Here is a 23,105-nt window from a genome sequence, read left to right as displayed (position 1 = left end):
CTACCTGTTCGTACGTGACCGATACCCAGCTTGCCGACCCGCCGTACCTTCGAGGCCTCAATCCGCAGCAGCGCGAGGCGGTGCTCACCATCGACGGCCCCGTGCTGGTGCTTGCCGGCGCGGGCACGGGCAAGACGGCCGCGCTGACCGCGCGGCTTGCGCACCTGCTGTACACCAGGCGCGCGTATCCAAGTGAGATCCTGTCGGTCACCTTCACCAACAAGGCGGCGCGTGAGATGCGCGAACGGGTCGGGCGGCTGGTGGGCGATGCGGTGGAGGGGATGCCGTGGCTCGGCACCTTTCACGCGATCGGCGCCAAGATGCTGCGCCGTCATGCCGAACTGGTCGGGCTGCAGAACAATTTCACTATTCTCGACACCGACGATCAGCTGCGCCTGCTCAAGCAACTGATCCTCGCGGCCGACATCGACGAAAAGCGCTTCCCCGCGCGCAGCCTCGCCGGGCTGATCGACGAGTGGAAGAACAAGGGGCTGACCCCGCGCGAGGTGGATGCGGGCGAGAGCGAACGCTATGCCAACGGGCGCGGCGGCGAGCTATACGAGCAATATCAGGAGCGGTTGCGCGCGGTGAACGCCTGCGACTTCGGCGATCTGCTGCTGCACGTGCTGACGATTCTGAAGACCAATCGCGAGGTACTGGCGCAATATCAGCAGCGCTTTCGCTACATCATGGTGGACGAATATCAGGACACCAATTCGGTCCAGTACCTCTGGCTGCGGCTGCTGGCGCAGGAGCGGCGCAACATCTGCTGCGTCGGCGACGACGACCAGTCGATCTATTCCTGGCGCGGCGCGCAGGTCGAGAATATCCTGAAGTTCGAAAAGGATTTCCCCGGCGCCAAGGTGATCCGGTTGGAGCAGAATTATCGCTCGACGCCGCATATCCTGGGGGCGGCCGGCGGGGTGATCAACAACAACTCGGGACGCCTCGGCAAGCAGTTGTGGACCGAGCTGGACGCGGGCGAGAAGGTCCGCGTGATCGGCGTGTGGGACGGGCCGGAGGAGGCGCGCCGCGTCGGCGACGAGATCGAAAGCTGCCAGCGCGCGGGCAAGAGCCTGGACGATTGCGCGATCCTGGTGCGCGCGCAGCACCAGACACGCGAGTTCGAGGATCGCTTCATCGCGATCGGCATGCCCTATCGCATCGTCGGCGGCTTCCGCTTCTACGAGCGGCAGGAAATTCGCGATGCGCTGGCCTATCTGCGCATCGTCAACCAGCCGGCGGACGACTTGGCGTTCGAGCGGATCGTCAACACGCCTAAGCGTGGCCTGGGCGACAAGGCGATCGCCAAGCTGCACATGCTGGCGCGCGCCGAGCGGCTGCCGCTGAGCCTTGCCGCCGCACGCATCCTCGATACCGACGAGCTGACGCCGCAGGCGCGCCGCGCGCTCGGCAATTTCGTCGGCGACGTGGCCCGCTGGCGCGACATGGCGCGCGAGCTGCCGCATGCCGAGCTGGCGCGCCAGATCCTGGATGAATCGGGCTACACCGCGATGTGGCAGGCGGAGAAATCCGCCGAGGCGGCCGGGCGGCTGGAGAATCTCAGCGAACTCGTCCGCGCGATGGAAGAATACGAAAGCCTCGGCGCGTTCCTCGAGCATGTCAGCCTTGTCATGGACAACGAAGGCGCGCGCGAGGATCCCAAGGTCACCATCATGACGATCCATGCCGCCAAGGGGCTGGAATTCGACACGGTGTTTCTCGCCGGCTGGGAGGAAGGACTGTTCCCGTCGCAGCGCGCGCTGGACGAGGGCGGCACGCGCAGCCTGGAGGAGGAACGCCGGCTCGCTTACGTCGCGATCACGCGCGCGCGACGCCTCGCGGTGATCCTGCATGCCGCCAATCGCCGCATCTACGGCCAGTGGACGAGCTCCATCCCGTCGCGCTTCGTCGGCGAGTTGCCGGCCGATCACGTCGACAGCGAGACGACGATGAGCGGCGGCGAGAGCCTGTGGCGTGCCAATTGGTCCGAGCGCGCCGATCCGTTTGCGGATGTCGGCCGCGGCAAAGGGCGCGGGCCGGGGTGGCAGCGCGCCGCAGGTACGTTGGGCGGCAAGCCCGGCGGCGAATGGCAGAGCCGCACCTTCAATCGCGAGCCGACCCGCGTGGTGGAAAGCCGCGCGCCGTCGATCAGCCTCGGCAACAAAGGCCGGTCGGACCTGTCGGTCGGCCTGCGCGTGTTCCACCAGAAGTTCGGCTATGGCACGATCGAGAGCATCGAAGGCAACAAGCTGGAGATCGAATTCGAGAAGGCCGGGCACAAGCGCGTGATGGACAGTTTCGTCACCCTCCCCTGACCGCCAGCTTTACCTGTCGGGACGGAGCCGCAATACAGGCGGCATGAGCATGACCCGCGCCGATGCCGAACACCTCGCCAGACAAGGTGTGGAGGCGCTGCGGCGCGGCGACGGTGCGAGCGCACGCGCGAGTTTCGAGGCAATCGTCGCGGCGCGCCCGGCCGATTTTCCGCTGCCGTGGCTGGCATTGGCGCAGGCCTGTCGATTGAGCGCCGACACCGCGGCAGAGACCGACGCGCTGCAGGCGCAGCTTAGGGAACAGCCCCGGCATATCGCGGCGCTGCTGCTGATGGGCGACCGCAAGCGGCTGGACGGCGACGATCGCGCCGCCTCGAATTTCTACACCGCGGCGCTGAACCAGGCGGCGGTGAGTCGCGACGTGCCGCCATCGCTTCACCCGCTGCTGCGCCAGGCCGAGGCGTTCAAGCAGGACACCAATCAGCGGTTCACCGCGCATCTCGAAGCGGCGATCCCCGCCGCGCCGCCCGCGCGCGTCGCGCAATCGCTCGATCTGCTGCTCGGCCGGCGCGACTTGTATCAGCAGCAGCCGAGCATGTTCTATTTCGAGGGGCTGCCGCAGCGCGCCTTCTACGATCGCACCGATTTCGACTGGGTGGCCGAACTGGAAGCGGCGACCCCGGCGATCCGTGCGGAGCTGGAGGCCATTACCGAAGGCTTTGCGCCTTATGTCGAGGGCAATCCAGATCGGCCGCTGCCCAACAATCCGCTGCTGAACGATCCGGCCTGGGGCGCGCTGCACCTGTGGCGCGGCGGCGAGATGGTGGCGGCAAATGCCGCGCGCTTTCCGGCAACGATGGCGGCGCTGGCCAAAGTGCCGATCCCGCAGATTGCCGGCCGCTCGCCGATGGCGCTGTTCTCGCGCCTGACGCCCGGCACGCACATCCAGCCGCATCACGGCCTGCTCAACACGCGGCTGATCTGTCACCTGCCGATCATCGCCCCGTCGGGATGCGGCCTGCGCGTCGGTGCCGACGTGCACGAATGGCGCGCGGGCGAGCTGGTTATCTTCGACGATTCATTCGAGCATGAGGCGTGGAACCGCGGCAGCGAAACGCGCACCGTGCTGCTGTTCGAGATCTGGAAGCCGGAGATCGATGCGGACGAGCGCGCGGCGCTTACCCAATTGTTCGAGGCGATCGATGCCTACGGCCCGCCGATGCTCGATCAGGGCTGATCCGGGCAGTCAACTGCGCGGCTTTGTTCAGGAACGATTTCGCCGAGCAGCCGTATCCCGCCTTGGCCCATTCACGGGCGTGGAGAGACCCATCCCATGCTTACCCGTCGCATTGCGATCGCCCTTGGCCTGGCGGCAGCCGCCCTCGGCACGCCGGCCGTCGCCCAGTCCGCTGCCGATGACGCGCGCTTCCGCGCGGCGCAGGAGCGGTTCGATCGCGAGCTGGAGGTATTTCGCAGCGAGTTCGATCGGTACCAGTCGGTGCGCCGGGTGCCGAACGCCGGCTACCGCGATCCGCGCTGGGACGACGGGCGGACCGCGCCGCCGCTGCCGCGCGGCGGCTATGACGATCGCGACGCCTATGACGACGATTCGAACTGGCGCGACGAAGGCGATTACGATCCGACGCGTTATTATCGCTCGGGCGGGCAATATCAGGAGCGCGTGCTGGCGCCGACCGACCGCGTCTATTCGGGATCGGACGGGCGCTATTATTGCCGCCGGTCCGACGGCACGACCGGCCTGATTGTCGGGGGCGCGCTCGGCGGCGTGCTGGGCAACGTCATCGACGGTGGACGCAGCCGCGTGGTCGGCACCCTGTTCGGCGGGGCGGCGGGCGCGCTGGCCGGCCGTGCGGTGGATCAGAACAGCCAGGTCCGCTGCCGGTGAGCGATGCGGCCGTCCTTATTGCGCGTCATCGCCTGGCGCCGCACCCCGAGGGCGGCCATTACCGCGAAACGCTGCGCCTGCCCGCCCCGCCCGGCGAGCGATCACCGATGACGGCGATCCTGTTCCTGCTCGATGTGGGCGAGCGGTCGCACTGGCACCGGGTGGATGCGGCGGAGCTGTGGCTGTGGCATGCCGGCAGTCTGCTGGTGCTGCACATCGAGGAGGATGGCGTGATCACCACGCATCACCTCGGCCCGGACGCGCCCCAGGCGCTGGTGCCGGCGCATGGCTGGCAGGCCGCCGAAGCGACCGCCGGCTGGGTACTGGTCAGTTGCGTGGTGACGCCGGGGTTCGACTTCGCCGGGTTCGAGCTGGCGCCGCCCGGCTGGTCGCCGTCAGCCCTCGATGGCTAGCAGCGTCACGCCCTCGTACCGCTCATCCTTGGGATTGAAGAGCTCGCTGCGGGTGAAGCGGCGCGGCGTTACGCGCATGCCGCCGAGCCCGGCGATCTTGAAGGCACCGATTTTCGGCTCGCGCGGCGGCTTGCCGTCCCGCTCCAGCGTCAGGGCATCGACGTAGAACTCGCCATGCTTGGTATACACGACGTGCGGCGCCAGCGTGACGGAACCGCGGTTGTAAGTCGCCGCAATCGCCTGCTGTTTCACGATCGCTTCGAAAACGGTCGGCATGCTGACGGGCGGCGTTGCTGGCGCGTCGACCCGATCTTCGTCGGTGTTCAGCTTCATGTTCACCGGCTTATCCATGCTGCTGCAGTGCAGCAATAACTGTTTTGCGCAACGATGCGTTCCCGAAATGCATTCGCTGCCAGACGCGGAAAGGGCGCGGCCGCTCGGCTATCGCGCCGCGCCGGCCGACCCGATCAGCTTCTGCGCGAAATAGGTCATCTGCAAGGCCTGAAGCCGCGCGCCCTGTGCAATATCCGCGTCGCCCGAATGACCCCCGGCGGTATCCTCGTAGAAGAGGTACGGCAGGCCATATTCTTTCATCCGCGCGGCGAATTTGCGGGCGTGCTGCGGGCCGACGCGATCGTCCTTGGTCGTCGTCCAGATGTACGGCTCCGGGTAGCGACCATCCTTGCGCAGCGCATGATAGGGCGACATTTTGGCGAGGAATGCGCGCTCCTCGGGCACCGAGACGGAGCCATATTCGTCCACCCACGACGCACCGGCCGCGATCCCTTCGTAGCGCAGCATGTCGAGCAGCGGCACCTGGATCGTCACCGCGCCCCACAGCTCGGGATGCTGGGTGAGCTCCACGCCCATCAACAGCCCGCCGTTCGAGCCGCCGTAGATACCAAGCTTCGACGCACTCGTGATGCCGCGTGCGAACAGGTCGCGCGCGATGCTGGCGAAATCGTCAAAGATCAGCTGCCGCTTGGTCTTGCGCCCCGCCTCATGCCACGCCGGGCCGAACTCCCCGCCGCCGCGAATGTTGGCGAGCACAAAGGCGCCGCCACGCTCCAGCCACAGCTTCCCCGTGATGCCCGAGTAGTATGGCGTGTTCGATACCTCGAAGCCGCCATAGGCCGTCATCAGCGTGGGCGTGCTGCCGTCCTTTGGCGCGTCCTCGCGGTGCACGACGAAATAGGGCACCTTTGTCCCATCCGAGGAGCGCGCCTCGAACTGCTCCACGACCAGGCCGCTGACATCGAAGCGCGGCGGCAATGATTTGACTGCTAGCGGCGCCGTGCTGCTTGCCGCATCGAACGCCATCAGCCGGGTCGGCGTGGTAAAGCCCGATACGGCGAGATAGCCGCGGTCACCCCGATGCTCGGCAGTGACCAGGTCGACGGAGAGATTGTCGGGCAGATCGAGCGCCCGGCCACGCCATCCCGCACCTTCCGGCGTGAACACCATCGCACGGCCACGCACATTGTCGTACACTGAGGCGATCACCGCATTGCCGGTTACCCGCACGTTGCTGCGATCGATCGACTGGCGCGGCCCGGCGGCGAAGATGGTGGTCAGCTCGCCCGCGCCGCGCATCGCATCCGATAGCGGCAGGGCGGCAAGCGCGCCTTCGGGCACCTTGCCCCACGGTTCGCTCGTCCTGACGATCAGCCGGCCGTCCACCAGACCGTTCACGTCCACCCGCTCGGGCAGCGGCACCTTGGTCGCCTTTGCGCCATCCCACAGCAGGATGTCGGACGTGAAAAAGGTTTTCGCGCGCGTGATGACCACCGCGCGATGGCCCTGCGCGTCCATCTCCACCGAGGGGAAGACGCCAATGTCGTCGGTGGTGCCACGATAGATCTCGCGCGCCGCCGCGATCGGCTCGCCGCGCTTCAGGATCTTGACCACATAGGGATAGCCCGACTTGGTCAGCGTCCCCTCGCCCCAGTCGCGCGACACGATCAGCGTGTCGGCATCGATCCAGTCGGCATTCTGCTTGGAGGCGGGCAGATCGAAGCCGCCGTCGACGAACGATCCCGTTTCCAGATCGAACTCGCGCAAGGTGGTCGCGTCCTCGCCGCCCTCGCTCAGCGAAACAAGGCAGCGCTTCTCGTCGGGCTCGCGGCAGACCACGCCCTTCCACACCCACTTCTTGCCCTCTGCCTTCGACAGGGCATCGAGATCGATCAGCGTCGTCCAGTTCGGTTGCGCATGTGCAAAGTCGGCCGCGCTGGTGACGCGCCAGATGCCCTGCGGATGCGCCTTGTCGCGCCACAAGTTGAAGATGCGGCTGCCGATGATCTGCGGCATCGGAATGCGATCCTCGGCCGAGGCGATCTCCAGCGCCTCCCGATGAAAGGTGTCGTAGCGCGGGTCGGCCTCCAGCCGCGAAAGCGTGCGCTTGTTTTCGGTTTCCACCCAGGCGAGCGGCTTGGCGCCCTCGCGGTCTTCGAGCCAGATATAGGGATCGTCAGTCACCGCGGCGATTTGGGCGCTCGCCGTCGATGCCGCAAGCGCTCCTGCCGCTGCCATCGCAAACCACCACCGCTTCATGTGCCTTCCCCGTTCGATCGCCGCGATCGATGCCCGGTTGGCGAGGGCAAGGCAAACCGATCCTGAGCAACGGGGCGTCGACTCGCTTGCCCCGGACGCCGGCTTCCTTCAGGCACGAACGGATGTCGGACGGTTTGCCTCTTCCGCGTCGCTTTCTGGCGATCGCATCGCTGGGCTGCGGCTCCGCGCTGGTCATTATCGATGGCGGCATCGCCAATGTCGCGCTGCCTACCATCGCGCGCGATCTGAATGTCGCGCCAAGCTCGGTGGTGTCGATCGTCACCGTCTATCAGGTGATGCTGGTCATGCTGCTGCTCCCGTTTGCCGGTTTGGGCGAGCGGATCGGATTGAAGCGCACGTATCAGGCGGGGCAGATGATCTTCGCGGCGGCGACGCTGCTGTGCTTTTTCGCCAAGAGCCTACCCTTTCTGCTGATCGTGCGGGCGGTGCAGGCGATCGGCGCGGCGGGCGTGCTGAGCGTTTCATCGGCGCTGATCCGTCAGACCTATCCTGCGAGCCAGCTTGGCCGGGGACTGGGCATCAATTCGGTGATCGTCACCAGCTCGGCCGCCGCCGCGCCGACGATCGGCGGGCTGGTCCTGGCTGTGGCCCCGTGGCCGTGGGTATTCGCCAGTTCGCTGCCATTTGCGGTGATCAGTATCGCGCTGGGCCGCGCCCTGCCCGATCCGAAGCCGGGGCTGACGCAGCTCGACCTGATCGGCGCGATCATGTGCGCGGGCATGTTCGGGCTCATCATCGGCGGCGCGGAAAGCCTGGTGCATGGCGACAGCCCGGTGGTGAGCGGCGCGATCATCGCGACCGGCGCGACGCTCGGCTGGTTCTTCGTGCGGCGCGAGCTTGGCGCGCCGGCTCCGATCCTGCCGGTGGATCTGCTCGCCCGTCCGATCATCGCGCTTTCCGCGATGGGCAGCCTGACGGCGTTCACCGCCTCGATGACGCTGCTGGTCTCCACCCCGTTCCGCCTCGCCGCGCTTGGCTTCACCCCGACGCAGATCGGGGCGTGTATCGCGCCCTGGCCGCTTACCAACATGATCGTCGCGCCGCTCTCGGGCTTCCTGTCCGATCGGGTGCCGGCCGGTATTCTTGGCGGAATCGGCATGGCGGTGACGCTTGTGGCGCTCAGCTTGCTCGCCACCATGCCGACCGACCCGAGCTACTTCGATGTCGCGTGGCGCATGGCGCTGTGCGGATCGGGCTTCGGGCTGTACCTGCCGCCCAACGCGCGCCTGGTCGTCGGGTCTGCGCCGCGCCAGCGCGCCGCCGCGGCCGGCGGGCTTGTCTCCACCGTTCGGCTGACCGGTCAGACCATCGGCGCGACGCTTGCCGCCGCGCTGCTCGCCGCCGGCATCGGATCGGGTGCGGTGCCGCCGCTCGTCGCCGCCGGGCTCGCGCTGGTCGCCGGACTGTGCAGTATCGCCCGGCTGCGCCCTTCGATCCGCCGTCCCACGCTCACCGAGTTGCGCGACGAGGTGCCCACGATGCGCCAGACGCGCTGATCCGGCACCGATCGCACGGAACGCGGCCTTGCCGCTGCCGTTCTTCCAGTCTCACCGACCGGAGTTGATCATGCCTTACGTCAAGACGCGCGATGGCGCCGATATCTTTGTAAAGGACTGGGGCGAAGGTCGCCCGGTCGTGCTGGTGCACGGCTGGCCGCTTTCCGCCGACAGCTGGGATCCGCAGGCCGTGGCGCTGGCGGAGGCCGGCTATCGCGTGATCGCCTACGATCGCCGCGGTTTCGGGCGATCGAGCCAGCCGTGGAGCGGCTATGACTACGACTCGCTCACGGACGATCTGGCCGACGTGATGAAGGCGGCGGGCGTCGAGCAGGACGCCACGCTCGTCGGCTTCTCGATGGGTGGCGGCGAAGTGGCGCGCTACATGAGCCGGCACGACGGACGCGGCGTCAACGCTGCCGTCCTGATCAGCTCGGTCGTGCCCTATATGCTGAAGACCGAGGATAATCCGCATGGCGCGCCCGAGGCGGACCTGCTCGGCATCGCCGATGGCATCCGCGAGGATCGGCCGACCTTCTTCCGCACCTTCTTCAAGGATTTCTTCGGCGTCGGCTATGTCACCAGCCCGGTGAGCGATGCGATGCTCGACTGGGCCTGGCGCCTAGCGATGCAGGCATCGCTGCGCTCGACGCTGGAATGCGCGAAAAGCTTCAGCTTCACCGACTTCCGCCCCGATCTGCCGGCGTTCCGCGTGCCGACGCTGGTGATCCACGGCACCGGCGACAAGACGGTGCCGATCGACGCCACCGGGCGCCGCGCCGCCGAGGGGATCGGGATGAGCCAGCTGGTCGAATATGATGGCGCACCGCACGGCCTGTTCGCGACCGAAGGCGACCGGCTGACCAACGATCTGCTGACGTTCCTCAGCCAGTAAGACATGCCTACGATCCGGGGCGTCGCGATGTCGCTGGCGCCCCGGATAACGACCTCACGATTAGGCGGCGTTGAGGCGGTGCGTTGCCATGGCAAGGTAATCCGCCCGGCAGGCGTCGGCCACGGCGGCAAGCGCCGGTGTGAGCGGTTGCGGCTCGCCTTCGGGTGCGCCGAAGCCAGTCGACGTTTCCACCCGACCATACCAGTGCGCCGCCCACACGCCGTCGTCGGCGTGGCGGCCCGGCGCCCAGGACAGCATCGCCGGATCCCACGTGATCCCAAGCGCCGCGCAAAGCGCAGACAGCGTACCCGCCGGATCGCGCAGCACGTCCGCCGAGTCGATGACCGGCGGGGCTTGGCCGATCCGGTCGGCCACCCGATCGAAGAAGGCGCGCTGTGCCGCGACACCCAGATCCTCGGGCGTCACCGTCTCCCGCTTGGCCGCATAGGAGGCCGCCATCCGCGCAGGATCGCGGATCAGAAAGGCGTGCACCACGCCGCGCAAATCGTCGGGCGCGATCGAACCGACCATGTGGTGCGGCATATGCTTCTGATACCACACTGGCTTGCCACCCGGCGCCAGCCCCGCCAGCGTCGCTGCCACCGACTGCCAGTTGCAATCCATGCTGGCGACCACCGCCTCGCGCATCGGGTGATCGGCGCCGCTATGCTTCAGGAAACAGCCGTAGAACGGCTCGTCGCTGACCGCGCAATCGGCGCGCGCAGAGAAGCTGCGCATCATCGCCGTCGAGATGTTGCGCGGGCCGGACCACATGGCGATGCGCAGCGGCTCGCCGGCGCGAGGAGACGCGGCGTTCATGCGAGTTCCCGCGTTACCGCCTCGCGGTACAGCTGCTGGAGGCGCGCCACCATCGGGCCACGCTCCGTCCCGATCACCCGCCCGTCTATCGTGCCAATCGGTGCCAGCCCGGCGAAGGTGCCAGTGGTGAACGCCTCGTCGGCGCCGTACACGTCGGTCAGCGAGAAATTGCGCTCATAGGTCGGGATGCCGGCCGCACGCGCCGTCTCGACCACGATGCGCCGAGTGATCCCGTCGAGGCAGTAATCGCCGGTCGAGGTCCACACCTCGCCATTGCGCACGATGAAGAAGTGCGTCGAGTTGCAGGTTGCGACAAAGCCGTGGGGATCGAGCATCAGCGCCTCGTCCGCCCCGGCCTGTGCGGCCTGGATGCAGGCGGTGATGCAGTTGAGCTTCGAATGCGAGTTGAGCTTCGGATCCTGCACGTCGGGATAGCCGCGACGGACGTGGACGGTGAACAGGTTCAGCATCCGCGTGGCGGTGCCTTGCGCCGGCGCCTTCCATTCGGGGATCAGCACGATTGTGGCGGGCGAGATCACGACGCGGGGATCCTGATATGGCGTCGACCGAATGCCGCGCGTCACCATCAGCCGGATGTGAACGCCGTCGCCCGTCATCTGATTGGCGTCGAGCACGCGGCGCAAGCGACTGACCATCTCATCGCGCGTGATGCCGATATCGAGCATGATCGCCTTCGCGCCCGACCACAGCCGATCGAGGTGGCGATCGAGAAAGGCGATCTTGCCGTCGTAGACGCGAAGGCCCTCCCACACGCCATCGCCCAGCATGAAGCCAGAGTCGAACACCGAGACCTTCGCCTCCGGGCGGCGGAACAGCTCGCCATTGACGTCGATCAGCACCTCGTCGTTGCGCGGATCGGGCGTGAAGACGTGCGTGCCGGTGGCGTGATCGGTCATGGTCGCTCCCTTGTCGGTCGATTGCCGCCACAATCGTGCTGAGGACGGCGGCTGCTTTGCTGCAGCTCAGATATGCAGCGCCTTGCCGTAGGCACCCAGAACGGCCTCGTGCATGGTTTCGCTGATCGTCGGGTGCGGGAACACCGTTTCCATCAGCTCCGCCTCGGTCGTCTCCAGCGTCTTGCCGATGGTGTAGCCTTGGATCATCTCGGTCACCTCGGCGCCGATCATGTGCGCGCCGAGCAGCTCGCCCGTCTTCGCGTCGAACACCGTCTTCACGAAGCCTTCCGCCTCGCCCAACGCGATCGCCTTGCCGTTGCCGATGAAGGGGAAGTTGCCGACCTTCACCTCATAGCCGGCTTCCTTGGCCTTCGCCTCGGTCAGCCCGACGCTGGCGATCTGCGGGCGACAATAGGTGCAGCCCGGGATGTTGCGCGGGTCCATCGCATGCGGGTGACCGCCGGCGATTGCCTCGACCGCGATGACACCTTCATGGCTCGCCTTGTGCGCGAGCCACGGCGGCGCGGTGATGTCGCCGATCGCCCAGACGCCCTCCACGTTGGTGCGGCACATGGCGTCGGTTTTCAGGAAGCCGCGCTCGTCCATGTCGACGCCCAACTCCTTGAGGCCGATACCTTCCGTGTTCGGCACGATTCCGACCGCAACGATCACATGGCTGAACTCAGCAGTGGTTTCCTTGCCCGCCTTGTCCTTCAGCTTGGCCGTCACGCCGTTCGCTTTCACGTCGAGCCCGCCGATGCTGGCGGAGGTCATGATCGTCATGCCCTGCTTCTTCAGCGCCTTTTCAAGGTGCGCCGAGACGTCGGCGTCCTCCACCGGGACCAGCCGGTCGAGCATTTCGACCACCGTCACGTCGGCGCCCATGTCGTTGTAGAAGCTGGCGAATTCGATCCCGATCGCACCCGAGCCGATCACCAGCAGCTTTTTCGGCATCTCGGGCGGGGTCATTGCGTGGCGATAGGTCCACACGCGCTTGCCGTCGGACTTGGCGAACGGCAGCTCACGGGCGCGCGCGCCGGTGGCGACGATGACGTTCTTATAGCCGATCTCGGTCGCCTTGCCGTCCTTATCGGTGACGGTCAGCTTGCCCTTACCGTTCAGCTTGCCCTCGCCCATGTGCACGGCGATCTTGTTCTTCTTCATCAGGTGCGTGACGCCCTGATTGAGCTGCTTGGCCACTCCGCGCGAACGCTTGACCACCGCTTCCAGATCAGCCGTGATGCCCTGCGCGGCGAGGCCGTAATCCTTGGCATGACTCATCAGGTGAAACACCTCGGCCGAGCGCAGCAGCGCCTTGGTCGGGATGCAGCCCCAATTGAGACAGATGCCGCCCAGCAGCTCGCGCTCGACGATCGCGACCTTCAGCCCGAGCTGCGAGGCGCGGATCGCCGCGACATAGCCGCCCGGTCCGGAGCCCAGGACGACGAGATCGTAAGTATCTGCCACGTATCAGTTCCTTGGTTGGCGCGCCGCTCGCACCAGCGCGGGCACGCTCATCGCCAGCAACGCCAGCATCGTCAGCAGGCAGACCGGCTCCAGCGAGCCGGCGCCCTGTGGGTAGGACCAGATCGCCGCGCGGAAGAGTACAAGCGTCAGCACCAGCCCGAGGGCCAGATGCAGCAGCTCGGCAGCAACCGCGCGGTTCATCTCAGGCCAGCATGCCCAGCGGGTTTTCGCACAGCGCCTTGAACGCCTGCATCAGTTCCGCACCGTCAGAGCCGTCGATCGCGCGATGGTCGAAGCTGCCCGTCGCGCTCATGACGGTCGCGATTCCCAGTGCGTCATCAATGACATAGGGGCGCTTCTCGCCCGCACCGACCGCCAGGATCATGCCCTGCGGCGGATTAATTACCGCGTCGAATTGCTTGATCCCGAACATGCCCATGTTGCTGATCGAGGCGGTGCCGCCGGTGAATTCTTCGGGCTTCAGCTTCTTGTCGCGGGCGCGGGCCGCCAGGTCTTTCATGCGCGTGGAGATAGATGACAGCGAGGCGGTGTCGGCTTCGGTGATCACGGGCGTGATCAGGCCCTCCGGCGTCGACACCGCGACCGAGATGTCGGCACGCTTGAAGGTGATGAGCTCGTTGGGCGTGTACATCACATTGCACTTGGGCACCTGCACCAGCGCAACCGCCAGCGCCTTGATCATCAGATCGTTGACCGACAACTTGACGTCGCGTGCGGCGAGACTTTCGTTCAGCTCGGTGCGCAGCTTCAACAACTTGTCGAGGCGGACGTCGACGGTGAGGTAGATGTGCGGCACCTGCTGCTTCGACTCGGTCAGGCGGCGCGCGATCGTCTTGCGCATGTTGCTGAGCTTGGTCGTCTCGTGCGGGATGTCGGGCACGGCAGCGGGGGCGGAAGTGGCCGCGGGCGCGGGGGCGGCGGCCGCCCGCTGGCTCGTTTCGGCCTCGCCGCGCGGAGCGGCGGCCGCCTGGTCGGCAGGCGCGGCCTCGACGTCCGCCTTGACGATCCGACCGTTCGGGCCGGAGCCGGTGAGCGCCGAAAGATCGACGCCCTGCTCCGCGGCGATGCGGCGGGCGAGCGGGCTGGCCTTTACGCGATCGCCTTCAGCGCGCGGTGCCTGCTGCGACTTTGCCGCAGGCCTGGTCTCGGGATTGTCAGGGGCGACGGGTTCGCCGGTTTCGCGATCGACCGGTGCGTCGACCTGCTCCTTCTTGGGCTCAGGCTTGGCTTCGGCCTTCGGCGCTTCCTTGGCGGGCGCTTCGCGCTTCGGCGCGCTGCCCTCGTCTTCCCCGTCGAGCAGCATGATAACGTCGCCGACCTTTACGCCGTCGGTGCCCTCGGCAACGACGATCTTGGCCACGACGCCCTCGTCCACCGCCTCGAACTCCATGGTGGCCTTGTCCGTTTCGATCTCGGCCATCAGGTCGCCGGCCTTGACGGTGTCGCCCTCCTTGACCAGCCATTTCGCCAGCGTTCCCTCCTCCATCGTGGGAGAAAGCGCGGGCATCTTGATTTCGATCGACATGAGGGTCCTCAGCGGTTCCTGGGGGAGCGCCCGTCTCTTGCGCCGAGGCCTTGCGCGGTCAACCCCGCAGGCGGATAAGGGCGAATTGAACCGGGGGCGGTTAATCACACAATGCGCATCTATCTGACGGTTATCGACGACGCACCCGAAGCGGAGATCGCGCTGCGCTTCGCCGCGCGGCGCGCCGTGAAGACGGGGGGCGGCGTCGAGATCCTGGCACTGGTCGAGCAGGGCGAGTTCATCGCATTCGGCGGCGTGCAGGCGACGATCGAGGACGAGGCGCTGCGCCGGGCGGAGAGCCTGGTTGCGAAGGCCGCCGGCACGCTGATGCAAGAAGCGGGGCTGCGCCCATCGATCACCGTGCGCCAGGGCGACGGCCCCAAGATCATCCGCGAGATCATCGCCGGCAATCCGCAGGTGGCGGCGCTGGTGCTCGGCGCCGCGCCGGAGGGCGCGCCGGGCCCGCTCGTCACCCATTTCGCCGGTCAGGCCGGCGCGCTGCCGGTGCCGCTGATGATCATTCCCGGCAACCTCGATCGCGACGCGATCGACCGGCTGAGCTGAGGCGCCGCCCTCGCACCCGAGCGCGGCGCCGACTGGTCAGCGCCGCCGGCGACGTCCCGACGAATAGCTCACCTCTTCTTCCCAGCTTTCGGTCGGCTGGGCGGCCGGCATCGGCTGGCTGGTCACCGTGACGGTAACGACGCTGGGCGGCGGATAATAATAGCCGTTGGCGTAATAGCCCTGCGACGTCGCCGGCGTGGTGGTGGTGACGACCCGGGCGCCGTTGTTGACCGTGACGACTGGCGGCGGCGCCTGCCAATAGCCCGGCGGCGGCGGCATATCCTCGCCCGGCAGCGGCTCGGGAACCGGCGGCAGGGCGCGTACCGCCACGGCGGGCGGGTAGCCGGCGAGATGCGGGGGTGGTGGCGGCACGGCAGCGCCAGGCGGCGGATAGCCGGCACCGGGAGGCGGCGGCGGCGGGTAGCCGGCGCCGGGCCTGGATGGCGCTGCGGCGAGGCGGGGCGGAGGTGGCGGCACCGCGGCGCCCGAAGGCGGCGGGGGTGGCATCGCTCCCGCATGCGGCGGTGGCGGATAGGCAGCGCCGGGACGTGCGGCTGCCGGCAGCGGCGGGCGCGATGGGACGAGCGCGCTTGCCACCGCCACGCGATCGTCGACCGCCAGCACCGGCGGCGACACGCGCGCCGCCGGCACCTCGGGCGGGCGCGCATCAGTGGCACTCGCCGCGCGAATCACGTCACGCTCGCGGCGCGGCGGCGGCGCATAGGGCGCGCCCGGCCCACCCGGAACGCTTGGTGCAGCAGCCACGCGGGTCGCACTCGCGGATCCTGCAGCGCCGCCCCAATCCTCGCGATAGGCGTAATCGGTGCCGGGCGCGTCGAACTTGTTCCAATCGACGCCGCCGATCGTGTCGTGCACGACGCCGCGATCGTCGATCAGCACCGCATCGTCATAATAGCGCGACCAGACATAGTTGTTGATCGGCGGCGGCAGATCGAAGCCCGACCAGTTGGCGACGCGAAACTGCGGCGCGGCCCAGAAGGCGGGGAGCGTCCAGCCGCGCAGCGGCCGCTGGTACGCGCGCCAGCCGCCCGGGGCGCGGGCACCGGCCCACCACCGCCCATCGATGCGGCCGCCCCATTGCGGCGCCCGCGTCGCAGCACCCCGGCCGGCGGCGAGGCCCGGGCTGCCGCCAGCCGGACCCATCGGCCGCTCGGCGGCGCTCACCGTCGCCCCGGTAAGGCCAAGCACCAGCATTGCCGCTGTCGATCGCGCTCGCATCGACCATTCTCCCTGCTGTCGAAACTCGTCATCCGGCTTTGCCGTGTCTGCCTATCGCATGACCAGCCGTTCGGGTTGCCCCCGAGCGCCGGCATGTCCCGGAATGACGCAGGGAGCGGCGCCTCGCTAGGCGATGCGCGCGGCCAGAAGGGCCGCGATCGCCTCCCCGCCCCGCGCATCCTCCGCATCGAAGCGCGCGGGCGTGGGGCTGTCGAGATCGAGCACGCCGATCAGCCGGCCATCGTGCACGATCGGCACCACCAGTTCCGATGCGCTCGCCGCGTCGCACGCGATGTGGCCGGGGAATGCATGAACGTCGGCGACCAGTTGCGTCTCGCGAGTCGCCGCCGCCGCGCCGCACACGCCGGCGCCCAGCGCGATGCGGATGCAGGCGGGCTTGCCCTGGAACGGCCCGAGCACGAGCTCGCCATCGACCATGCGGTAAAAGCCGGCCCAGTTGAGATCGGGCATATATTGCCAGAGCAGCGCGGCGGCATTGGCCATGTTGGCGATCGCATCGGGCTCGTCACCGGTCAGCGCGTCGAGGGCGGAAAGAATGTCGCGGTAAAGCTCGGCCTTTTCGCCGGCCTGAATGTCGAACTGGAACATGCGCGGCGATGTAGGCGCGCGGCGCCGGCGAAGCGAGCGTCATCCTTCATGCGGCGATTACCTTTGCCATGCTAGGGCGCGGCTATGTCGCAAGAAGCCGTTCCCGCGCCACGCCAGCCTGCCGATCCGCGCCCCGCCTCTGCCGTGTCGCATGGCGTGGGGATCGCAGGTCTGGCGGGGGTGATCGCGTGGATCGTGGTGGCGCGCACCTATGGCATGGACGGGCCCTACGCGGCGCTGGTCAATCTGCTCGCCTGCGGGCTGCCGATGGTGCTCTGGTCGCTGCTGGTCGACAAGGTGCATCGCCGCGCCTCGACCGGCATCGACTGGTCGCTGCGGCGGCCGTGGCGTGAAACGATCGACATCAGCCTGATCAAGCTGGTCGGGATATGGGCGACCTGGGCCGGCATTGCGCTGATCTACGCCACCGGGCGGTTCTACTGGGTGGGCAATTTCAGCTTCGCCATGTGGTGCTTCATTACCGCGGCGCCGGTGCTGTTCGTCCTGTCGATCCCTTATGTCCTGTGGATCGACCGTCGCCTGGTGGAGCCGCGCGACGGGGCCTGGGCGCTTGGCGCGTGGATTACCAACACCAGCCGCGCCGAGCCGGAGGCGATCTATGCGCATCTGCGCGCCTGGGGGGTGAAGGCGTTCTTCCTCGCCTTCATGCTGGCGATCGTGCCGCCGGGCTTTGGCGACTTCATCCGCACGCCGACGTTCGGCATCCTGCGCGATCCGGTGGCGCTGGCCAATTGGCTGATCACCTTCATGTTCGTGATCGACGTGGCATTCGCGACGGTCGGCTACATCCTCACCATGCGCCCGCTCGACGCGCATATCCGCAGCGCGAACCCTTATGCCGCCGGCTGGGCCGCGGCGCTGATCTGCTACCCGCCGTTCATCCTGATGGATGCGGGCGGGCCGCTCGATTACCATCCCGGCACCGCCGAATGGAGCCAGTGGCTGTGGGGTCATCCGGTGCTCCTGAGCATGGTGGGCGCGCTACTGGTGCTGCTGACCGGCATCTACGCCTGGGCGACGGTCGCGTTCGGCTTGCGCTTTTCCAACCTGACGCATCGCGGCATCCTGACCCATGGCCCCTATGCCTGGTCGCGCCACCCGGCATATCTGACCAAGAATTTGTTCTGGTGGCTTTCCACCGTGCCGATCCTTTCCACCGGATCGCTGGTGGATGCGGCGCGCGCGACGCTGATCCTCGCGGCGGTCAGTGGCGTCTATTACTGGCGCGCGCGGACGGAGGAGCGGCACCTGTGCGCCGATCCGGTGTATCGCGAGTATAGCGCGTGGATGAGCCGCCACGCGCCCGTGCCGCGCTTCTTCCGCTGGGTGGGCGGGCGCTGATCTAGCCGCGTACCTGCCCGGTGCCGCGGCCGATCCATTTGTAGGTCGTCAGCGCCTCCAGCGCGACCGGACCGCGCGCGTGGAGCCGGCCGGTGGCGATGCCGATCTCGGCGCCGAGCCCGAACTCGCCGCCGTCGGCGAATTGCGTGGAGGCGTTCCACAGCACGATCGCCGAATCGACTTCGGCCAGGAAGCGGTCTGCCGCGCCATTGTCCTCGGCGACGATCGCGTCGGTATGGCCCGAGCTGTGCCGCGCGATATGCGCAAGCGCGCCGTCCAGCCCGTCGACGATCGCCACCGAGCAGATGGCGTCGAGATATTCGGTGTCCCAATCGTCCGGCTTAGCCGAAGCGACGGCGCTGATCGCGCCCACGCGGGCATCGCCGCGCACCGTGCAACCGGCATTGGTGAGCGCCTGCACCAGCTGCGCGGGATGCGGAAAGGCGGCGTCGATCAGCAGCGTTTCCATCGCGCCGCACACGCCGGTCCGCCGCATCTTGGCGTTGACCACGATCGCCCGCGCCATGTCGCGATCGGCGGAGGCGTGGACGAAGACGTGATTGATGCCGTCGAGATGCGCGAGCACCGGCACACGCGCCTCCGCCTGCACGCGCGCGACCAGCCCCTTGCCGCCGCGCGGGACGACGAGGTCGATCGCGCCCTGCGCCGCCAGCATCGCGCCGACCGCCGCGCGATCGGTGGTGGCGACCTGCTGCACCGCCGCTTCGGGGAGGCCCGCGGCGGCTAGCCCGGCGCGGAACGCCTGGTGGATGGCGGCGTTGCTGGCGCGCGCCTCCGATCCGCCGCGCAGTATCGCGGCATTGCCCGCCATCACGCACAGCGCGGCGGCGTCGGCGGTGACGTTCGGGCGGCTTTCGTAGATGATGCCGATGACGCCGATCGGCACGCGGACGCGCGACAGCTGGAGGCCGTTGGGGCGCTCGGCGGTGTCGATCACCTGCCCCACCGGATCGGGCAGCGTCGCCACCATCGCGACGCCCGCCGCCATCACGGCGATGCGCGCCTCGTCCAGCCGCAGGCGATCGAGCAGCGCCCCGGACAGCCCCGCCGCCTCGGCCCGCGCCATATCCTCGGCATTGGCGGCGAGGATGGCGGGCCCGGCGGTGCGCAGCGCCTGCGCGGCGTGGCAAAGGCCGGCGCGGCGCTGTTCGGTGGAAAGCCGCGCCAGCTGGAGCGCGGCGGCGCGCGCGTCAGCGGCCATGCCGGCGATCATGGCGGTGCAATCCTCGGGCGCGGTGCGGTCTTGCGGGTCGAGCATAAGCCGCTCGCTAGCATGCAGGGCCATCATCACCGAATCAGCCATTCTCCGCTGCGCTAAAGCCGCGCTGGAGGGACTGAAAGCGGCGCGGCGGCACCCTATATCGGGCGAATGAACCAGTCCCTTGATCGTCGCGCGCTGATGCTGGGTCTTGGCGGTACCGCCGTCGCTGCCCTGGTCGGCGCCTGCCGCGCCTCTCCGGCGGTTGCGGAAACCTTTCCCGTGCAGCTGAGCGAGGCGGCGTGGCGCAAGAAGCTGTCGCCGCAGGCGTTCAACGTGTTGCGCAAGGAAGCAACCGAGCGGCCCTACTCCAGCCCGCTGAACAACGAAAAGCGCGCTGGCACCTTTACCTGCGCCGGCTGTGCCAACCCCTTGTTCTCGTCAAAGACCAAGTTCGAGAGTGGGACCGGCTGGCCCAGCTTCTGGGCGCCGCTGAAGGGCAGCGTGGGCACGCGGCGCGACGTGAGCCTCGGCATCCCGCGCACCGAGGTGCATTGTGCGCGGTGCGGCGGGCATCAGGGCCATGTCTTCGATGACGGGCCGCCGCCGACCGGCAAGCGTTATTGCATGAACGGGGCGGCGATGAACTTCCGCCCGAGCTGAGCCGATGTTGCGGCGATCGGCGACTTAGTTGCCGACCGTCGATTCGCCGACGGTGACGGCACCGCGCACCGGCACGGCGGCGGCCGAGGCGATGGCGAGGTTCGCGAGCCGCGTCTCGTCCGCTTCGTCATCGGCATTGTCGACCATCATCGGCTCGCCGCCATCGAGACGATCGCCGTAGATGAAGCCGTTGGTGGGATAGTTGGAGGTGCCCAGCCCGCCCTGCGGCGCGTACCAGACCTTTACCAGGCTCCAATCGCCGGCATCCGACACGTCGATGGCGCGCACGTTGCGCTCGACACCGCCGCGGCGCGACCAATTGGCGTGGGTCAGCAGCACTTCGCGATCGCTGACGATCTGGCTGACCATGGCGACGTGGCCAACGCGCATGCGATTGGTGGAGCGGAACGAAAGAACAGCGCCGACCTTTGGCGTATTGCCACGCTCATACCGGCCGGCTGCCTTGCCCCACCAAGTATTGGCGTTGCCGTGGATCTGAATGCCAGAGATTTCGCGAGCATAAGGCGCGCACTGCCAGAACTGGGCATTTGCTGCGGTCGCCGTCATCAGGCCGCACGACACAACAAGCGCGAAACGCGCACCTAGATTCTTCAAATTCACTGCGACCCCCCGGTCATCGGATGTTCGTCGCAGCTCTGCTACGAAGGGCGCGCGAAGAAACCAATAGCGCCGGGAACCAATTCCGATGAACGGTGTTGCGACGCCGACGAAGCGTCGACGCCGCTGATTTTCTAAGTACTTATACGTTAGGGAACGGGATCGACGCGCTCCGAATCAAGCGCCTGCATGCGCAGCGCCTCCAATCGCGCGGTGTGTTCGGCACGGCCGAACGGAAAGGCGCGGTACAGCGCGGCCGCGACCAGCGCGAGCGCGGTTGCCGCGACGATATAGATGATCGTCAGGCGATCGAGCACCGCCATGGGCACCTGCCCGGGAATCGCCTTTTCGGGGAAGCTTGCCGCCCACAGGATGAGGCCGGTCACGAAGATGCCGACGCCGCTGGTGCACTTCTGAATAAAGAAGCCGCCGGCGAAGAACACGCCTTCGGACCGGCGCCCGGTGCGTTGCTCCGAATCCTCCACCACGTCGGCCATCATCGACGCGCCGAGGATGTGCGCGGTAACGCTCGCCGCGGTGCCGAGCGCCAGCATCGTGAATAGCAGCGGCAGCATCGCCGGGCTGCCGACTTCGGGAAACACGCCCGCCAGCCGCAGCCAATAAGGCGCAGTGCCGACAATGATCGCCAGCACCGCGGCCGTCGAGGCAGCCTTCGGCTTGCTGGTCGTCTGGCCGATGCGCGGCGCCACCACGAACGCGACCAGCACGCCGCAGAACAGCACGATGCTGAGCGGCACGAAGGTCGGCATCGTCACGCCAAGGATGGTCACCGTCGTGAAGCGCCAGACGTAGGTGTAGAGATAATTGGAGATCGCGTAGGTGACGCCCTGGTTCGTATAAACGAACAGGCCCGCCGCCATCAGGATCAGAAACGCCTTGTTGTGCAGCGTTTGCAGCAATTCGGCGAAGTTCTGCCGAATGCTCTGCTTCTCGATCGTCGGCGCGGGCAGGTTCGGGATCTCGCGGTGGGTGCCCATCGCGGAGGTGAGGATCGCCACGCCCATGAACAGGGCGCCCGCGATCGCGAAACCCTTATATCCCTCGCGATTGAGCAGCCCATTGGGCATCTCGGGCGTCGGCGTGAGGAAGACCCAGTAAGCGGCAATCAGCATCACCAGCCCGCCGGCCCAGCCGAACAGATAGCGATACGCCATGATGCGCGTCCGCTCGTCGTAATCCGAGCTGAGCTCGGCCGCCATCGCCTGGCTCGGCACTTCATAGGCGCTGACGGCGCTGCGCACGAGCACGGCCACCGCGAACAGCCACCCGAGCGTCGCCGCCTCGGAGGTTTGCGGCGGGTTCCACAGCAACACCCAGCCGAGCATGATCGGCAGCGCCGACCCATAGAGCCACGGGTGGCGCCGCCCCCATTTGGACCTCGTCCGATCGGACAGGACACCGACCGTCGGATCGACAAAGGCGTCGATGATGAGCGCGCACATGATGACGAAACCGACCGTCGCGGCCGGCACGCCGATCACCTGATTGTAGAACAGCAGCAGGAACGTGCCGAAGCCCGAATCCTTCACGCCATAGGCCGCGGCGCCGAAGCCGTAGCTCGCCATGGTGCCGTTGCGCAGCCGCCGGCTGGCGGGCGCCGATCCGACCGCGGCCGCACTTGCGAGAGTGGCGTTCATTGCAATGCCTCCAGTGCGGCAAAGAGCCCGGGCTGATCGGGATCCCAGCTTTGCCGGGTGCCGATCGTGATGCCGCCGTCGACCACCAGATGCGTGCCGGTGACAAAGGCGGCATCGTCGCTGAGCAGGAAGGAAACCGCCGCGGCGATATCCTCCGGCCGGCCGGCACGCTTCACCGGCTGCGCGCCCGCGGCGACATGCGCGATCACCTGATTGGCGCGCTCGAGCTGCTCGGCGGGCACCTCAAGGTGACGGGTGAAGATGTTGGTGGTGATGAAGCCGGGGATGACGGCATTCACGCGAATATTGTGCTTGGCGAGATCCGCCGCCGCCATTTTCGACAGGTGCAGAACGCCCGCCTTGGCCGTGGAATAGGCGGTCGGCGCATAGCCGGTGCCCAGCGCCGACACCGAGGAGGTGTTGACGATCGACCCGCCGCCGCGCTTCGCCATCAGCGGCGCGGCGTAGCGGATGCCAAGCGCCACCGATCGCAGCAGCAGCGACTGGGTGCGATCCCAATCCTCCGGCGCGATCTCGTCGATCTTTTCCGGCGCGCCGCCCGCGCCGGCATTGTTGAACAGGACGTCGAGCTCGCCCGGCGCCTCCATCAGCGCGCGTATGTCGTCGGCGCTGGTGACGTCGCATCGCTGAAAGTGGATCTTGCCGTTGGAGGTGCTGGCAAGCTCCTGCCCGCCGGCCTCGTCGATGTCGCCGATCCAGACCTCGGCACCCTCCTCGGCCAGTCGAATCGCGGTGGCGCGACCGATGCCCGAAGCGCCGCCGGTTACAACGGCACGCTTACCCGAAAAGCGCATCCTCTCGTCCAATCATTTCTGTTTTCGGCAGCATAGTATGGCGCATCGG

The 23,105-nt window shown here is 67.5% G+C and carries 22 protein-coding genes; 9 read left to right on the top strand and 13 right to left on the bottom strand.

Annotated elements, in window-relative coordinates; genetic code table 11:
- The first annotated feature begins 14 nt into the window (after positions 1-14).
- The 4 genes from SPDO_RS01220 to SPDO_RS01205 all read left to right on the top strand — a co-directional run bounded on the left by SPDO_RS01220 (position 15) and on the right by SPDO_RS01205 (position 4,595).
- Positions 15-2,318 (top strand): ATP-dependent helicase, encoded by a 2,304-nt coding sequence (locus tag SPDO_RS01220; RefSeq protein WP_088365638.1) that lies wholly within the window; start codon positions 15-17, stop codon positions 2,316-2,318.
- A 43-nt stretch (positions 2,319-2,361) separates the two neighbouring features.
- A complete protein-coding gene (locus tag SPDO_RS01215; RefSeq protein WP_245828967.1) occupies positions 2,362-3,513 on the top strand; it encodes an aspartyl/asparaginyl beta-hydroxylase domain-containing protein in 1,152 nt (383 codons plus the stop codon).
- A 96-nt stretch (positions 3,514-3,609) separates the two neighbouring features.
- The gene (locus SPDO_RS01210; protein WP_088365637.1) at positions 3,610-4,182 is read left to right on the top strand and encodes a glycine zipper 2TM domain-containing protein; all 573 of its coding nucleotides are present in this window, start codon (positions 3,610-3,612) and stop codon (positions 4,180-4,182) included.
- Positions 4,179-4,595, top strand: coding sequence for a cupin domain-containing protein (locus tag SPDO_RS01205; protein ID WP_088365636.1), 417 nt, complete (start codon positions 4,179-4,181; stop codon positions 4,593-4,595). Before SPDO_RS01210 ends, SPDO_RS01205 begins: the two co-directional genes overlap by 4 nt.
- Here SPDO_RS01205 and SPDO_RS01200 read toward each other — a convergent pair.
- Entirely contained in the window at positions 4,578-4,928 is a 351-nt protein-coding gene (locus tag SPDO_RS01200; RefSeq protein WP_088366293.1) for a hypothetical protein, read from the bottom strand. The two genes, SPDO_RS01205 and SPDO_RS01200, sit on opposite strands and share 18 nt — an antisense overlap.
- Before the next feature lie 108 nt (positions 4,929-5,036).
- Positions 5,037-7,148 carry a prolyl oligopeptidase family serine peptidase gene (locus SPDO_RS01195; protein WP_088365635.1) on the bottom strand — a complete coding sequence of 704 codons (2,112 nt, stop codon included), beginning with the start codon at positions 7,146-7,148 and terminating at the stop codon, positions 5,037-5,039.
- 122 nt (positions 7,149-7,270) lie between these two features.
- Here SPDO_RS01195 and SPDO_RS01190 point away from each other — a divergent pair, with 122 nt between their 5' ends.
- On the top strand, positions 7,271-8,665 hold the full coding sequence (locus SPDO_RS01190) for an MFS transporter (RefSeq protein ID WP_088365634.1): 1,395 nt from the start codon (positions 7,271-7,273) through the stop codon (positions 8,663-8,665).
- A gap of 70 nt (positions 8,666-8,735) precedes the next feature.
- Positions 8,736-9,560 (top strand): alpha/beta fold hydrolase, encoded by an 825-nt coding sequence (locus SPDO_RS01185; RefSeq protein WP_088366292.1) that lies wholly within the window; start codon positions 8,736-8,738, stop codon positions 9,558-9,560.
- Positions 9,561-9,620: 60 nt separating this feature from the next.
- Here SPDO_RS01185 and SPDO_RS01180 read toward each other — a convergent pair whose 3' ends face one another.
- The 5 genes from SPDO_RS01180 to SPDO_RS01160 all read right to left on the bottom strand — a co-directional run bounded on the left by SPDO_RS01180 (position 9,621) and on the right by SPDO_RS01160 (position 14,309).
- A complete protein-coding gene (locus tag SPDO_RS01180) occupies positions 9,621-10,379 on the bottom strand; it encodes a sulfotransferase-like domain-containing protein (protein ID WP_088365633.1) in 759 nt (252 codons plus the stop codon).
- Positions 10,376-11,296 carry an aminotransferase class IV gene (locus SPDO_RS01175; RefSeq protein WP_088365632.1) on the bottom strand — a complete coding sequence of 307 codons (921 nt, stop codon included), beginning with the start codon at positions 11,294-11,296 and terminating at the stop codon, positions 10,376-10,378. The genes SPDO_RS01180 and SPDO_RS01175 overlap by 4 nt, the downstream gene beginning before the upstream one ends.
- Before the next feature lie 66 nt (positions 11,297-11,362).
- Positions 11,363-12,763 (bottom strand): dihydrolipoyl dehydrogenase, encoded by a 1,401-nt coding sequence (gene lpdA / locus SPDO_RS01170; protein ID WP_088365631.1) that lies wholly within the window; start codon positions 12,761-12,763, stop codon positions 11,363-11,365.
- 3 nt (positions 12,764-12,766) lie between these two features.
- Complete coding sequence (locus SPDO_RS01165; protein ID WP_088365630.1) at positions 12,767-12,964, bottom strand: hypothetical protein; 198 nt, start codon at positions 12,962-12,964, stop codon at positions 12,767-12,769.
- Position 12,965: 1 nt separating this feature from the next.
- On the bottom strand, positions 12,966-14,309 hold the full coding sequence (locus SPDO_RS01160) for a pyruvate dehydrogenase complex dihydrolipoamide acetyltransferase (RefSeq protein ID WP_088365629.1): 1,344 nt from the start codon (positions 14,307-14,309) through the stop codon (positions 12,966-12,968).
- Between the two features lie 111 nt (positions 14,310-14,420).
- Here SPDO_RS01160 and SPDO_RS01155 point away from each other — a divergent pair, with 111 nt between their 5' ends.
- Positions 14,421-14,873 (top strand): universal stress protein, encoded by a 453-nt coding sequence (locus SPDO_RS01155; RefSeq protein ID WP_088365628.1) that lies wholly within the window; start codon positions 14,421-14,423, stop codon positions 14,871-14,873.
- A 36-nt stretch (positions 14,874-14,909) separates the two neighbouring features.
- Here SPDO_RS01155 and SPDO_RS17230 read toward each other — a convergent pair whose 3' ends face one another.
- Both SPDO_RS17230 and SPDO_RS01145 read right to left on the bottom strand, forming a co-directional pair.
- Entirely contained in the window at positions 14,910-16,088 is a 1,179-nt protein-coding gene (locus SPDO_RS17230; protein ID WP_143559556.1) for an RcnB family protein, read from the bottom strand.
- 150 nt (positions 16,089-16,238) lie between these two features.
- On the bottom strand, positions 16,239-16,721 hold the full coding sequence (locus SPDO_RS01145) for a GAF domain-containing protein (RefSeq protein ID WP_088365626.1): 483 nt from the start codon (positions 16,719-16,721) through the stop codon (positions 16,239-16,241).
- Between the two features lie 84 nt (positions 16,722-16,805).
- On the opposite strand from SPDO_RS01145, the gene SPDO_RS01140 reads away from it, so the two are divergent.
- Positions 16,806-18,083, top strand: coding sequence for a methyltransferase family protein (locus SPDO_RS01140; RefSeq protein ID WP_088365625.1), 1,278 nt, complete (start codon positions 16,806-16,808; stop codon positions 18,081-18,083).
- A 1-nt stretch (position 18,084) separates the two neighbouring features.
- Here the strand turns inward: SPDO_RS01140 and SPDO_RS01135 are convergent, their stop codons facing one another.
- The gene (locus SPDO_RS01135) at positions 18,085-19,389 is read right to left on the bottom strand and encodes a glutamate-5-semialdehyde dehydrogenase (RefSeq protein WP_211279995.1); all 1,305 of its coding nucleotides are present in this window, start codon (positions 19,387-19,389) and stop codon (positions 18,085-18,087) included.
- A gap of 84 nt (positions 19,390-19,473) precedes the next feature.
- On the opposite strand from SPDO_RS01135, the gene msrB reads away from it, so the two are divergent.
- On the top strand, positions 19,474-19,965 hold the full coding sequence (gene msrB / locus SPDO_RS01130) for a peptide-methionine (R)-S-oxide reductase MsrB (protein WP_088365624.1): 492 nt from the start codon (positions 19,474-19,476) through the stop codon (positions 19,963-19,965).
- Between the two features lie 24 nt (positions 19,966-19,989).
- Here the strand turns inward: msrB and SPDO_RS01125 are convergent, their stop codons facing one another.
- From SPDO_RS01125 to SPDO_RS01115, 3 genes are all read right to left on the bottom strand, one after another.
- A complete protein-coding gene (locus SPDO_RS01125) occupies positions 19,990-20,532 on the bottom strand; it encodes a CHAP domain-containing protein (protein WP_211279968.1) in 543 nt (180 codons plus the stop codon).
- A 200-nt stretch (positions 20,533-20,732) separates the two neighbouring features.
- The gene (locus SPDO_RS01120) at positions 20,733-22,241 is read right to left on the bottom strand and encodes an MFS transporter (RefSeq protein WP_342746644.1); all 1,509 of its coding nucleotides are present in this window, start codon (positions 22,239-22,241) and stop codon (positions 20,733-20,735) included.
- Entirely contained in the window at positions 22,238-23,056 is an 819-nt protein-coding gene (locus SPDO_RS01115; protein WP_088365622.1) for an SDR family NAD(P)-dependent oxidoreductase, read from the bottom strand. The genes SPDO_RS01120 and SPDO_RS01115 overlap by 4 nt, the downstream gene beginning before the upstream one ends.
- Positions 23,057-23,105: the final 49 nt, after the last annotated feature.

This window comes from Sphingomonas dokdonensis (assembly GCF_002197685.1).
Classification (GTDB): domain Bacteria; phylum Pseudomonadota; class Alphaproteobacteria; order Sphingomonadales; family Sphingomonadaceae; genus Sphingomonas; species Sphingomonas dokdonensis.
The sequence above is the reverse complement of the archived record's forward strand: the minus strand, read 5'-3'. Positions and strand labels throughout refer to the sequence as shown.